13 protein-coding genes are annotated in these 13,657 nt (G+C 68.5%); all 13 read left to right on the top strand.

Annotation, left to right across the window (positions count from 1 at the left end; all coding sequences use genetic code 11):
- The first annotated feature begins 17 nt into the window (after positions 1–17).
- The 13 genes from gspD (at position 18) to gspN (ending at position 13,635) form a co-directional block, all read left to right on the top strand.
- Positions 18–2,609: a type II secretion system secretin GspD gene (gene gspD / locus FMQ63_RS19635; RefSeq protein ID WP_011552585.1), complete on the top strand. Its 2,592-nt coding sequence runs from the start codon at positions 18–20 to the stop codon at positions 2,607–2,609.
- A 5-nt stretch (positions 2,610–2,614) separates the two neighbouring features.
- Positions 2,615–4,432 (top strand): type II secretion system ATPase GspE, encoded by a 1,818-nt coding sequence (gspE, locus tag FMQ63_RS19630; RefSeq protein ID WP_011552584.1) that lies wholly within the window; start codon positions 2,615–2,617, stop codon positions 4,430–4,432.
- A gap of 40 nt (positions 4,433–4,472) precedes the next feature.
- On the top strand, positions 4,473–5,729 hold the full coding sequence (gene gspF / locus FMQ63_RS19625; RefSeq protein WP_011552583.1) for a type II secretion system inner membrane protein GspF: 1,257 nt from the start codon (positions 4,473–4,475) through the stop codon (positions 5,727–5,729).
- 11 nt (positions 5,730–5,740) lie between these two features.
- Positions 5,741–5,896 (top strand): hypothetical protein, encoded by a 156-nt coding sequence (locus tag FMQ63_RS37485; RefSeq protein WP_162295072.1) that lies wholly within the window; start codon positions 5,741–5,743, stop codon positions 5,894–5,896.
- Between the two features lie 61 nt (positions 5,897–5,957).
- The gene (gspG, locus tag FMQ63_RS19620; protein ID WP_011552581.1) at positions 5,958–6,383 is read left to right on the top strand and encodes a type II secretion system major pseudopilin GspG; all 426 of its coding nucleotides are present in this window, start codon (positions 5,958–5,960) and stop codon (positions 6,381–6,383) included.
- Between the two features lie 40 nt (positions 6,384–6,423).
- A complete protein-coding gene (locus tag FMQ63_RS19615) occupies positions 6,424–6,873 on the top strand; it encodes a type II secretion system protein GspG (RefSeq protein WP_171452252.1) in 450 nt (149 codons plus the stop codon).
- Positions 6,870–7,592 (top strand): prepilin-type N-terminal cleavage/methylation domain-containing protein, encoded by a 723-nt coding sequence (locus FMQ63_RS19610; protein WP_043612272.1) that lies wholly within the window; start codon positions 6,870–6,872, stop codon positions 7,590–7,592. Before FMQ63_RS19615 ends, FMQ63_RS19610 begins: the two co-directional genes overlap by 4 nt.
- Positions 7,589–8,458: a prepilin-type N-terminal cleavage/methylation domain-containing protein gene (locus FMQ63_RS19605; protein ID WP_011552578.1), complete on the top strand. Its 870-nt coding sequence runs from the start codon at positions 7,589–7,591 to the stop codon at positions 8,456–8,458. Before FMQ63_RS19610 ends, FMQ63_RS19605 begins: the two co-directional genes overlap by 4 nt.
- On the top strand, positions 8,458–9,129 hold the full coding sequence (locus tag FMQ63_RS19600; protein WP_026113980.1) for a type II secretion system protein GspJ: 672 nt from the start codon (positions 8,458–8,460) through the stop codon (positions 9,127–9,129). Before FMQ63_RS19605 ends, FMQ63_RS19600 begins: the two co-directional genes overlap by 1 nt.
- Before the next feature lie 3 nt (positions 9,130–9,132).
- Positions 9,133–10,500 (top strand): general secretion pathway protein GspK, encoded by a 1,368-nt coding sequence (locus FMQ63_RS19595; RefSeq protein ID WP_011552576.1) that lies wholly within the window; start codon positions 9,133–9,135, stop codon positions 10,498–10,500.
- 1 nt (position 10,501) lies between these two features.
- Positions 10,502–12,103, top strand: coding sequence for a pilus assembly protein PilM (gene pilM, locus FMQ63_RS19590; RefSeq protein WP_011552575.1), 1,602 nt, complete (start codon positions 10,502–10,504; stop codon positions 12,101–12,103).
- A gap of 2 nt (positions 12,104–12,105) precedes the next feature.
- Entirely contained in the window at positions 12,106–12,663 is a 558-nt protein-coding gene (gene gspM, locus FMQ63_RS19585; protein WP_011552574.1) for a type II secretion system protein GspM, read from the top strand.
- 3 nt (positions 12,664–12,666) lie between these two features.
- Positions 12,667–13,635 (top strand): type II secretion system protein GspN, encoded by a 969-nt coding sequence (gene gspN / locus FMQ63_RS19580; RefSeq protein ID WP_011552573.1) that lies wholly within the window; start codon positions 12,667–12,669, stop codon positions 13,633–13,635.
- The last annotated feature ends 22 nt before the right edge of the window (positions 13,636–13,657 follow it).

The following is a 13,657-nucleotide window of genomic DNA, read 5'->3' as shown; positions in this document are numbered from 1 at the left end:
GCAGCGCCCGCTCCTCCATGAAGACGCTCCCGTCCTGGATGCTCTGCCTGTGCCTCGCGCTCGCCGTTCCCGCGCAGGCCCAGCGCCGCTCACCGCCCTCTGGTTCCGCCGGAGAGCGGAAGATTTCCCCGCAAGGCCCTGGCGCTACCAGCGCTGGTGACGCCAACGCGGGTCCCCGCCGCACGCCGACGTGCGAGGAGGCCCGCCGCAATGCCCGTTACGGCATCTACTTCGACAAGGTGGAGATCGAGAAGCTGGTCCAGACGGTCGCGGACGCCACCTGCCGCACCTTCATCCTGCCGGAGAACGTGCGCGGGAAGATCTCCATCATCGGCCCGGAGAATGGCCGGGTGGAGGTCAACGCGGACGCCTTCTACTCCGCCTTCCTCGCCGCGCTCGACGCCAACGGGCTCGCCGCCTACCAGTACGGCCGGTTCATGAAGATCGTCGACAAGCGCTCGGCGAAGCAGAACCCCATCCCGACCATCGTCGAGGAGGGTGAGCCGTACACCACCAACGAGCAGATGGTGACCAAGCTGTTCCGCGTGCAGAACGTGGAAGTGGAGCCGCTGCGCGGCGTGCTCCAGCAGCTGGTGTCCAAGGACGGCGACACGATTCCGTATCCGCCCGACACCATCATCATCAACGACGTGGGCTCCAACATCCACCGCCTGGAGCGCATCATCCACCAGCTGGACACGCGCGCCGCCAGCGACGAGATGCGCATCATCCAGGTGCAGTACGCCTCCGCGCAGGACGTGGCCAACACGGTGCAGCGCCTCTTCGAGGCCAAGGGCGCCCGCCCCGGCCAGCCCGCGGCCGCCGGGCGCAATGTGCCCCCCGCCGCGGCACAGGCCACGCCTCAAGCCGGCCAGGGCCAGGAAGGCGCCACCGGCGGTCCGGTGACGCTGTCGCAGATCATCCCAGACGAGCGCACCAACAAGCTCATCATCGTCGCCAGCCCCGCGGCCTTCGAGCGCATCCAGGACATCGTCGGGCAGATTGACATCCCCACCAGCGGCGGCGGACGCATCAACGTCTACTACCTGGAGAACGCCAACGCGGAGGAGCTGGCCAGCACGCTCCAGTCGCTGGCCCAGGGCACCGGCAACGCGCCCCGTGGCCGCACCCCGGTGCCGGCCCGTCCGCCCGGCGCCCCTGGCGGCCCCACCACGACGCAGGCGGCGGAGCTGTTCAGCGGCGAGGTGAAGATTTCGGCCGACAAGGGCAGCAACTCGCTGGTCATCGTCGCCAGCTCGGCGGACTACAAGAACATCGTCCAGGTCATCCAGCAGCTCGACAAGCCGCGCCGCCAGGTGTTCGTGGAGGCCGTCATCATGGAGGTCAACCTGGACCGCAACGCGCGGCTCGGCATGAACCTCCACAGCGGCTTCAGCCTGAGCACGTCGAACGGCGATCAGGTGCCCGGCCTCATCGGCACCAACACCTCCGGCCAGGGCCTGCCGCCGTCCCTGTCGCTCACCAGCCTGGCGTCCTACGGCGGCTTCCTCGCCGGCATCCAGGGCCCCGTCATCCCCGCGCTGGAGAAGCTGGGCATCCCGGCCTTTGGCGTGGTGCTGCACGCCATGCAGCAGAGCTCGGATGTGAACGTGCTCTCCACGCCGCACATCCTCACCAGCGACAACGAGGAGGCGGAAATCACGGTGGGACAGAATGTGCCCTTCCAGTCCGGCTTCAACCCGACCTCGCTGGGCTCGCTCGGGGCCGGCGTGGGCGGCGGCGCGGGAGCACTGGGCGGCGGCCTGCTCGGCGGCCTGGGTGGCCTGGGTTCGCTCTACGCCCCCATCACCCGTCAGAACGTGGAGTTGAAGCTGACGGTGAAGCCGCAGATCAACGAGAGCGACTACATCCGCCTGGTCATCAACCAACAGACGGAGGAGATCGCCTCCACCGACCCGGTGCTCGGCCCCACCACGTCCCGCCGCAGCGCGAAGACGACGGTCATCGCGCGGGACCAGGAGACGCTGGTGATTGGCGGCATCATGCAGGACCGCACGCTGGAGAGCGTGTCCAAGGTGCCGCTGCTGGGTGACATCCCGCTGCTGGGCCACCTGTTCCGCGACACCACGCGCCGCAAGACGAAGACGAACCTGCTCCTCTTCCTGACGCCCTACATCATCCGGGGGCCAGAGGACTTCCGCGTCATCTTCGAGCGCAAGATGAAGGAGCGGCAGCAGTTCGTGGAGCAGTTCTACGGCCAGGTGCCCGGCTACGATGTGGCGGTGGACTTCAGCCGCAAGCCCGGTCCGCTGTCGCGCATGGGCCAGAAGGTGACGCAGGAGGAGCAGCGCGCGGAGAACGGCGGTCCGGGCCTTTCCGGCGAGCGCATCATCACCCCGGCCCCGCCCCCGGCCAGCAGCCCGGGAGCCGTGCCCTCCACGCAGCGGCAGGCGCCGGCCTCCCCGGAGGATGAAGGTGGACCGGCGGTGCGGGAAGGCATGCCGCCTCCAGATGGTTCGGAAGAACCAGTGCCCGCGCCCGCCCCGCAGAACTTCGAGCAGCCCCCGCCCGAGGCCATCCAGGTCCCCGAGGCAGGAGACGCCGAACGCCTGCGCATCCAGCACATCGAGCCGGGGCCGAGGGAGTAGACGCCATGAACCTGACCGCCGACCCCGCCCTCACCAGCGCCGCCACCGGAGGCACGGTTTCCCCGCGCAACGACGCCACGCAGCTCGTGGCACACGGACAGGCCTACCTGTGTGGCCGCCCGCTGGGGGAAATCCTGCGCGCCATCGTCCCCTCGCTCACCGAGGAGAAGCTCCAGGAGGCGCTCGCCATCCAGGACGAGAAGGGGCAGCGCATTGGCGAGGCCCTCGTGGGGATGAAGGCGGTCTCCGAGGAGGACGTGGCCAAGGCCCTGGGGCACCAGTTGGACCTGCCCTACCTGGCGCGCATCTTCGCCGAAGAGGTGGACGCGGAGCTCGTCAAGCGCATCCCCATCAACTTCGCCAAGCAGTCACGCATCCTCCCGCTGTCCCTGGAGGGTGACACGGTGGCGGTGGCGGTGGCGGACCCGCTGGACACCGCCGCGCTGGACCACGTGCGTGTGCTGCTGGGCCAGAGCGTCAGCCAGCGCATCGCGCTGGGCTCCACCATCACCGACGCCATCAACAGCGTCTACGACCGCTCCGTCAACGAGACGGAACAGCTCGTGGACGAGATGGAAACGCAGGACCTGGACGCCATCGCCCACGAGCTGGACGAGCCCAAGGACCTGCTCGACGAGGACGACGAGGCGCCCGTCATCCGGCTGGTGAACTCCGTGCTGTTCCGCGCCGCCAAGGAGCGCGCCAGCGATATCCACATCGAGCCGATGGAGCGCGAGCTGCTGGTGCGCTTCCGCGTGGACGGTGTGCTGCAGGAGGTCATCAAGCCGCCCAAGCGCTACCAGAACGCCATCGTCAGCCGCGTGAAGGTCATGGGGCAGCTCAACATCGCGGAGAAGCGCCTGCCGCAGGACGGCCGCATCCGCATCAAGCTGGCCGGCCGCGACATCGACATCCGTCTGTCCACCATCCCCACGTCCTTCGGCGAGCGCATCGTCATGCGTCTGCTGGACAAGACGGCGACGCTGCTGGACCTGGCGGAAATCGGCATGAGCCAGAAGACGCTCGAGTCGATGGAAGCCGTCATCAAACGCTCGCACGGCATCATCCTGGTGACGGGCCCCACGGGCTCCGGCAAGACGACGACGCTCTACGGCGCCCTGTCGAAAATCAATACGCCCGACCTCAACATCCTCACCGTCGAGGACCCGGTCGAATACCAGCTCAAGGGCATTGGCCAGATGGCCATCAGCCCGAAGATTGGGCTGACGTTCGCGCAGGGGCTGCGCTCCTTCCTCCGCCAGGACCCGGACGTCATCATGGTCGGCGAGATTCGCGACAAGGAGACGGCGGAAATCGCCATCCAGGCCTCGCTGACGGGCCACCTGGTGCTGTCCACCGTCCACACCAACGACGCCGCCGGCGCCGTGACACGTCTGGTGGACATGGGCGTGGAGCCCTTCCTCGTGGCGTCCTCGCTCACCGGCATCCTGGCCCAGCGGCTGGTGCGCCGCGTGTGCCCGGACTGCCGCGTGCCCTTCGAGCCCACCGACGCGGAGCTCAAGGAGCTGGGCCACTCGGTGGCCTCCTTCAAGCAGCGCTACGGCGTGGACCGCATCTACAAGGCCTCCGGTTGCCCCTCCTGCAACCGCAACGGCTACCGCGGGCGAACCGGCATCTACGAGTTCCTCCCCGTGGATGACGACGTGCGCCAGCTCGTGCTGAAGAACGTGGACGCCTCCACCATCAAGCGGTCCGCCACGTCCAAGGGCATGACGACGCTGCTGGATGACGGCGCGCGGAAGATTGCCCTGGGCGAGACGACCATCGCCGAGGTGCTCAGCATCACCCAGGAGGACATGTAGCCGACCGCTCCTCCCTGGGAGGGGCCGGGGTTCCTGAACCATGCCGGTCTTCGAGTACAGAGGTCTCAATTCCGCGGGCAAGCAGATCAAGGGCCTGCTCGAGGCGGACTCACCCAAGACGCTGCGGTCCAAGCTGCGCGCCGACGGCATCTTCCTCACGGATGTGCTGGCCCAGGCCGAAGGCAGCCGCGCCGCCGTGGCCAAGGGCACCAACGCGGCGCTGGTGGCGCGCGACATCGACCTGCGCAAGCTGGGCCGGGGCCGCGTCAACACCGACGACGTGGCCATCTTCACCCGGCAGCTCTCCACGCTGCTGGGTGCGGGCGTCACGCTGGTGGAGTCGCTCAGCGCGCTGGTGGACCAGGTGGAGAAGGAGCGCTTCAAGCGCGCCCTCTCCGACATCAAGCAGCGCGTCAACGAAGGCTCGTCCCTGGCGGAAGCCATGGGGCAGCACCCGAAAATCTTCCCCAGCATCTACGTGAACATGGTGCGCGCGGGTGAGGCCTCCGGCGCGCTGGACGCGGTGCTCACGCGCCTGGCGGACTTCACGGAGAACCAGGCCCGGCTGCAGCAGAAGATTCTCAGCACCATGCTCTACCCCGCCATCATGATGGTGGTGGGCGGCGGGATCCTCGTGGCCCTCATGGTCTTCGTGGTGCCGAAGGTGACGAAAATCTTCGAGACGATGAAGGCCACGCTGCCCCTGAGCACGCGCTTCCTCATCGCCTCCAGCAACTTCTTCCAGAGCTGGTGGTTCATCCTGCTGCCGGCCATGGCGCTGGGCGTGGTCCTCTTCATGCGCTGGACGAAGAGCCCCTCGGGAAAGCCCAAGTGGGACCGCATCACGCTCAAGGCCCCCGTGGTGGGCAACCTGGTGCGCCTGCTGTCCATCTCCCGCTTCGCCCGCACGCTGTCCACGCTGCTCAAGAGCGGCGTCCCGCTGCTGGCGGCCATGGACATCGTCAAGGCCATCATGACCAACACCGTCCTGGCGGAGGTCGTCGAGAAGGCCCGCGACTCCATCCGCGAGGGCGAGAGCATCGCCAACCCGCTGAAGCGCTCCGGGGAATTCCCTCCGCTGGTGTACCACATGGTCGCCATCGGTGAGCGCTCCGGCCAGTTGGAGGAGATGCTCACCAGCGTGGCGGACAACTACGAGACGCAGGTGAACGTGCGCATCAGCGCCCTCACCTCGCTGCTGGAGCCCCTCCTCATCGTGGTGATGGGCGCGGTGATTGCATTCGTCGCGCTCTCCATCCTGATGCCGATTCTGCAGGTGAACTCGGCCATCCGGTGAGGTGTGGCGGAATGATGAACGACATGGCGGACCGTTGGATTCAACGCGTCACCCTGGCGGCAATGGTCGCCATGGCGGCGGCGCTGCTGACCGTGGGGGCCCGGTTGTACGGTCCCCAGCAACCGCGCCCGCCCGCCGGGGCGGCGGACAGCGTCCGGACGCCCTGACAAGAAGACACGACGACACAAGGGTGGCCTGCCAGAAAGTCACCCGGGATGGAGAGCACACATGCGCCAGAGCCAGAAGCAGCAGAGGAAGCAGCGCCGCAACCGCGGCATGACGCTCATCGAAATCATGGTGGTCATCACCATCCTCGGTCTCATCGCCGCGGCGGTGGGCGTGGCCGTCATCCCGCAGTTGGAGGCCGCGCGCCGGGATCGCGCCGCGCTGGACATCAAGAACATCCAGGGCGCGATGAAGCTCTACTACACGAAGAAGGGGAAGTACCCGGACACGGCCTCCGGCCTGCAAGCGCTGGTGGAGGCGCAGGCGCTCGAGCAGATGCCCAAGGACCCCTGGAACAACGACTACGTCTACATCAACGAGGGCGGAAAGCCGGTCATCATCTCCTATGGCGCGGACGGCGCCTCCGGCGGTGAGGGCAACGACGCGGATATCTCCTCCGCGGACGCGGCGACCTCCGCCAAGAAGTGACGAACAAGTCGCGCGCGACACACGTTGACAGGGCTTGGGCATGAAAGAGCACGACGCCATTCCATCCCCGACGCCCTCGCACGAGGGGCCGGACCGCCGCCGGAGACTGGGGCGGTTCCTCCTCGCGTTCGTCTTCGTGGCCGCCACGGGGCTTGCCTTCACGCTGGTCTACGTGACGGAGGACCGGACGCTGGATACCAACCAGCGCCGGGCACGCACGGACATCCGCCAGTTGGAGAGCATGTTCAAGTCCCACCACCGGCTGATGGGCCGCTTCCCCTCCCAGGCGGAAGGCTTCACGCCGCTCATCCAGGCCCGGATCCTGGACCGCGTGCCGGAGGACCCCTGGGGCCATCCGTACGTGTACTGGATGGACGGCTCCACGGGCGCCGTCATCTCCTATGGCGCGGACGGCAAGCCGGGCGGCACGGGACCTGACGCGGACCTGAGCAGTGGCGGTGTGCTGGCCGCCGGTTGGGCGGAGCCATGACGAAGCGGAGCCACCGCGCCCAGCGCGGCCTGACGCTCATCGAAATCTCCATCGCCATCATCATCGTCGCGATGCTGTTCTCCGCGGCGGTGATGGGCATCGGCTCCATCACCGGCGCCAAGGCCAAGGGCAGCGCGGGCGAGCTGGCGGGCCTCATCCGCTCGCTCTACGACTCGGCGGCGCTGCGCGGGCAGACGTGCCGGCTGGTCTTCGAGATTCCCGACCCCAAGAGCGAGCAGGCCACGCGCTATCACGCCGAATGCGCGGAGGGCGCCGTCACCACCGCGAGAGACCGCGACGAGACGCTACGCGCGGAGAACAGCGAGCGCGAGCGCGCCGCGCGCAACCGGAGCAGCGGCAGCGGCCGTGACGAGCGGCGCAACTACCTGTCCGGCGGCAGCGGGACGAACGCCCCCAGCGCGCAGGAGCTGCTGGAGGGAGAGAAGCTGCGCGTGGAGAACGCGGCCCGCTTCTCCTCCTACACGTCCGAGGAGGTCCCCGCGCGTGAGCTGCCGGCGGACGTCAAGGTCTCCGTGTGGACGCGCAACCAGCGTCAGCCGGTGGAGAACGGCGTGGCGTACCTCTACTTCTTCCCGCAGGGCTACACGGAGAAGGCCTACGTCTACGTGCAGCAGGGAGACAACGTCTGGACGCTGGACGTGTCGCCGCTCACCGGCAAGGTGCAGATTGTCGCCGAGGCGCTGGAGGTGCCGCGATGAAGCGCGCCCAGGGTTTCACGCTGCTGGAAGTGGTGGTGGCGCTCGCCATCCTCGGGCTGGCGCTGATGGCCATCTTCGACCTCAACGCGGGCGCGGTGTCCAACCACGTCTACACCAAGCGCCTCACCGTGGCGTCGCTGCTGGCCCGGTCGAAGATGACGGACCTGGAGCAGGACCTCTACGACGACGGCTTCAGCCTGGACGACAAGGAGGAGTCCGGGGACTTCTCCGATGAAGGCTGGAACCAGTTCAAGTGGCGCGCGCGCATCATCGCGCCCAAGACGGACGGCGTGACGCCGGACCAGCTCATTGGCGCCATCTTCAACCTGCCCATTGGCGACAATGCCAGCGGTGATGACCCGCTGTCCGGGCTGGCGGGCCTCTTCGGAGGCGGCGCGGGCGGCAAGGACGGCGCGTCCTCCGGCGGCCCTCAGCCCGCGGGCCTGGGCGGCATGGGCGGCGCGGCCATGGGCATGGCCCAGCCCATGTTCACGCAGATGGTGGAACAGATCACCCAGACGGTCCGCGAGGTGCACCTCACCGTCTACTGGCAGGAAGGCACGCAGGTGGAGAGCATCGACCTGGTGACACACGTCGTGTCGCTCGGGCCGGGCTCGGACCGCAACGGCGGCGCCGCCGCGGCCCAGGGCGGAGGCTCCGACAACCAGTGGGTGACGCAGGACGGGCGGCCCGTGGCCAACCCCATCCCCGGCCCCAACGGCGTCATGTTGGATCCGACGACGCGCCAGCCCCTGCGCCGCCTCTCCGACGCGCAGCAGGACCTGGGCGGCCGCCGGGGGAACATGGGCGGCGGCAGCCCGCTGGGCAACCCGATGATGCCGGGCGGCTTCCGAGGGACTCGATGATGCGGCGTCACACGCGAGGCTTCACGTTGATGGAAGTCATGGTGGCCGTCGCCATCACCGCCCTCATGGGCACGGTGGTGGCCATGGCCTTCCAGACGGGCCTGACGGCGAAGGAGACGGTGGAGGTGGACGCGGACCGCTACCGGCAGGTCCGCGTGGCCATGAACCGCATGGCGCGTGAGATTGGCTCCGCCTACGTCAGCGACCGCTACGACTCCACCCGCTTCCGGGACCAGAACGACCGGCCCAGCAACTTCGTGGGGGAGCGTGGCAAGCTGCTGTTCACCACCTTCTCGCACCAGCGCCTCTACACGGACGTGAAGGAGTCCGACCAGGCCATCGTCGGGTACTTCGTGGAGGCGTCGGAGGACCGGGAGGCCCGCGGCCGGCAGGACCTCAAGCGGCGCGTCAACGCAAACATCGACGAGCGCATGGAGCAGGGCGGCCACGTGGACGTGCTCTTCGAAGGCGTGAAGGAGCTGGAGTTCGCCTACTGGGATTCGGAGAAGAAGGAGTGGGATGACGAGTGGGACACGCGGCGGACGGAGCGCAAGTCCATCCTGCCCACCCGGGTGCGCGTGACGCTGACGGCGGTGGACGAAACGGGCAAGGAAGCCCGTTACGTCACCCAGGCCCGAATCATGCTCAACACGGAGCTGCCGAGGTACTGAGCCATGCCCCTGCCCTTCTTCCAGCAGACGCCCCGGCGGCGACGCAAGCCCCCGCCCCGCCCGGCGCGGCGGGAGCGGCGCTCGCGGGGCGTGGCGCTCATCATCGCCATTGTCTCCATCGCCCTCCTGACGGTGATTGCCACCGACTTCGCCTACAACAGCCGGGTGGACCTGCAGCTGGCGGCCAACCAGCGGGACGAAGTGCGCGCCTACTACATGGCGCGCTCGGGCATCGCGCTGTCGCGGCTGCTGCTGCGCTTCCAGAAGCAGGTGGACCAGACGCCCATCCCCAACCCGGCGGCCATCCTGGGGCAGTTGGGCATCGGCGGCACGCCGCAGGCCGGGCAGGTGCAGCCCTCCTCGCTCAACATCCAGCTCTTCAAGATGGCGCGTGTGGACTGCCACATGCTCCGCGGGCTGGTGAAGAGCGACGGCGCGGGTGGAGAAGTCTCCGCGCTGGAGCCCAAGCAGGACGACAACTTCAAGCTGGATGAAGAGGACGCGGACCCGGCGGCGCGCGAGGTCGCCTCGCAGATGACCATGCGCTCCTTCGGCGGCTTCGAAGGCTGCTTCCTGGCCACCATCTCCGACGAGGAAGAGAAGCTCAACGTGCACCGGCTCATCGCGGGCGCGGGTGACGCGCGGCCCACGGCGCTGCGGCTCATGGACATGATGGCGGACCCGCGCTTCGAGTTCCTCTGGGAGCGAGACGACGCCAACAAGGTGCGCAGCACGCCCCAGGACGTCCTCCTGGCCCTCAAGGACTGGGCGGACGACGACCGGACAGGCTCGGCGTTCAACCCGGTGGACCCGGTGAATCCGCTGCCGGGTGGGTTCTCGGATGAAGGCGCGGCCTACAGCCGTTATGAGCCCGGCTATCAGCCCAAGAACGCGCGCTTCGACAGCGTGGACGAGCTGTACCGGGTCCACGGCGTCAACGACCAGTTCATGGCGGCGTTCCGGGACCGCCTCACCGTCTATCCGGACATCAACCGCCGGCCCAACATCAACACCGACGACCCGGTGATGATGGGGCTGGCCATCATGTCGGTGGCGGACCAGACGCGGCCGGACCCGCGGCTGAGGGACCCGGTGTTCCTCAACGAGCTCATCGAACGCGTGCGCGCCGCGCGCATGTTCAGCTTCTTCGGGATGTCCGTGCAGGACTTCGTCGCGGTGGTGGAAGCCGCGGGCATCCTGGTCGACCCGGCCGTGAAGTCCAACGTCGCGGGCAACCGGCTCGTGGGCGACAAGAGTCAGACCTTCACCATCAAATCTGTGGGAGAAGCGGGCAGCGTGCAGAAGACGCTGACCGCCGTCATCCGGCTCGACGACACTCTGGGCCGGCTCCTGTACTGGAGAGAGGAATAGCATGGCCCGTATCCTTGGCCTGGACCTCGGCAGTCACGCCGTGAAGGGCGTGGTGCTGGAGGCGAAGACGAAGACGCACACCACCCATGGGTTCGCCGAGGTCCGGCGTGCCCAGGAGGGCGAGCGTGCCGACACGCTGCGAGCCGCGGTGCAGGAGCTGCTGGGCCAGCTCCCGCCGGGCAACGTGGACCAGATTGTCATCGCCCTGCCCGGCCCCGCGCTCACCACGCACTCGCTGAGCCTGCCGTTCTCCGACGCCAGGCGCATCGAGGCGACGCTGCCCTTCGAGGTCGGCAGCCAGCTTCCCTTCGACATCTCCGACGTCGTCTATGACTACCAGGTCGTGGGCCTGAAGGACGGCGAAGGCAAGGAGAAGGCCAGCGACCTGCTGGTGGGCGTGGTGCGCAAGGAAGAGCTGGCGGAGCTGCTGGCGCTGCTGTCCGAGCTGAAGGTGGACCCGCGCATCGTCACGCACCCGGGCCTGACCTACCAGAACCTGTTCCAGCAGCACCCGGGCCTCTTCCAAGGAACGGGTGAAGGTGGCGCGGTGGCGGTGGTAGACATCGGCCACGAGCGCACCTCCGTGTCGGTGGGCAAGCCCGGTGAGGGCGTCCAGTTCGCGCGCACCTTCTCCGGCGGCGGCAAGGACTTGAGCAAGGCGCTGGCGACGGAGTTCCAGACGTCGCTGGCGGAGGCGCACCACTGGAAGGAGCAGCACGGCGCGGTGGCCAGCGCGGCCCAGGGCCCGGACGCGGAGCGCGCGGCGGCGGCCTTCGTGCGCGGCCTGCAGCCGATGCTGCGCGAGCTGCGCCCCACTCTCAAGGCCTTCACGGCCCGCACCCGTCAGCAGGTGGGCGCGGTGGTGCTGTGCGGTGGCACCGCGAAGCTGCCGGGTATCGCCGAGCAACTCTCCCGGGACTTGAATCTGCCGGTGCGGGTGCTGGCGCTGCCCGCGGACGCGAAGGCGATTCCCGCGGCGGAGCAGCCCGTGGCGGCCCAGGCGTATTCGCTGTCCCTGCGCGGCAACGCGGCGGGCGTGCGCGCGCCGCGCTTCAACCTGCGCCGGGGCGAGTTCGCCTTCAAGGGCGACTTCGACTACATGAAGGACAAGCTGGGGCTCCTGGCGTCCTTCGCGGCCACGCTCATCCTGCTGCTCATCGCGTTCGGCGTGGTGCGCAACTCCGTGCTGGCGCGGCGCGAGGCGCAGGTGGACGCCGTGCTGTGTGACACCACCCAGCGAATCCTGGGCCGGTGCGAGAAGGACTACAACCGCGCGCTCAACATGCTCGCGGGCGTGGAGAGCCCGGCGGCGGCGCTGCCCCGGCTGACGGCGGTCAACCTCCTGGCGGAGGTGACGGGGCGCGTTCCGGACGACATGCCGGTGAAGTTCACCCGCATCCAGATCGACCTGAGCCGCGTCATCCTCGAGGGTGAGACGGACTCCTCGAAGCAGATCGACACGCTGTCCAACGCCATCAAGAACCACGACTGCTTCAAGGACGTCCGGCAGGGCAAGGTGGAGAAGACGCGGGACGGCAGCAAGATGTCCTTCCGCCTGGACGTGCAGGTGCAATGCCCTGGTGAGCAGGGAGGAGAGAGCTGACCATGGCCAAGCTTCAGGAAGTCTTCGCCCCCGTCCAGACGTGGTTCGAGCGGCTCAGCGACCGCGAGCGCCGCATGGTGTCCATCGCCGGCGCGGCGGTGCTGGTGTTCGTCCTGTTCGCCGTGGTGATGACGTTCACCAACAGCGCGTCCGGGTACCGCAAGCGCACCGAGGAGAAGCTGACCAAGCTGCAGGAAGTGAACACGCTGGCCGCCAGCTTCCGCGAGGCGCAGGCCAACCGTCAGTCGGTGGAGCAGCAGCTCAGGTCCAGCAACGTGCAGCTCATCAGCTACATCGAGGACAAGGCGACGCTGGCCGGCCTCCAGGTGCCCAACATGACGCCCAAGGGCGAGGTGGGCATCGGCGACGGGAAAATCGTGGAGAGCGCCGTGGAGCTGACCTTCACGGACGTGGACCTGCGCAAGCTGACCGACTTCCTGCAGACGGTGGAGAGCGGCCCCGGCGTGGTGAAGGTGAAGCTGTTGCGCATCGAGCCGCGTCCCGCGTCGGACACGCTGACGGCGTGGACCACTGTCGCCACCTACCGGATGAAGCCCTGACCCATGTCCACTGACTCCAAAGCCGCCCGCTGGAAGATTCTCCTCGGCTACGCCGCGTTCGCGGTGGTGGCCTTCGTCGTGGGCCTGCTCGTCACCTTCCCGTACGACGCCATCCGCAAGCGGCTGGTCAGCGAAGCGGCCCAGGCGGGGCTCGCGGTGCGCATCGGTTCGCTGCGCCCTGGCCTGGCGGGCATCACCGCCACCAACGTGCGCGTGAGCAAGCCGCCCCAGCCGCTGAGCGCGGACACGGTGGCGGCCCTCGCGCGGGGCGAAGGCATGCTGGGCGCCGCGGAGCTGGGCGAGCCGCTGGTGCTGGACAGCGTGGCGCTGCGCCCCGCCCTCTTCCCGCCGGGCATCGCGCTGCGCGCCAGCGTCATGGGCGGCACGCTGAGCGCCTCCGTGGGCCTGCTGGGTGACACGCGCGTCAAGGTGACGGCGGACGGGCTCCAGGCCTCCGGCGGCAACCTGCCGGCCTTCACCGGCATGGACCTGGACGGCGAGCTGAACGCGGCCCTGTCGCTGACGATGCCCAAGAGTGGCGCGCAACCGGACCTGTCCCAGGCCAACGGTGAGCTGACGCTGGACACCCGGAACATGGTCATCAAGAGCGGCAAGGTGGCCATCCCCATGGGAGGCGGCACGGCGGTGCCCATGGACCTGCCGCAAATCGACCTGGGCGCGCTCACCGGGCGCATCCAGTTCGTCAAGGGACTGGGCACGGTGGAGTCGCTGCGCCTGAAGAGCAACGAGCTGGAGGCAGTGGCCACTGGCACGCTGAAGCTGGGCAAGCGCCTGGAGTACAGCGAGCCCGGCATGGATGTGAACATCAAGCTGGACCCGGAGTTCCAGAAGCGGCTGGGCCTGGTGGGCGCGGGCGTCACCATCCTCCCGCCGGACAAGACGGACCCCAGCTTCCGCGCCGCCCGGCTCGCCGGCTTCCTCAACCGGCCGACGTTCCTCCCGCGGCGCTGAGCGCCCGCTCCCCCGCGCCCTC

The organism is Myxococcus sp. CA005, from assembly GCF_006518205.1.
Classification (GTDB): domain Bacteria; phylum Myxococcota; class Myxococcia; order Myxococcales; family Myxococcaceae; genus Myxococcus; species Myxococcus xanthus.
Note: the sequence above shows the minus strand (reverse complement) of the source record. Positions and strands in the feature narration are given on the sequence as shown.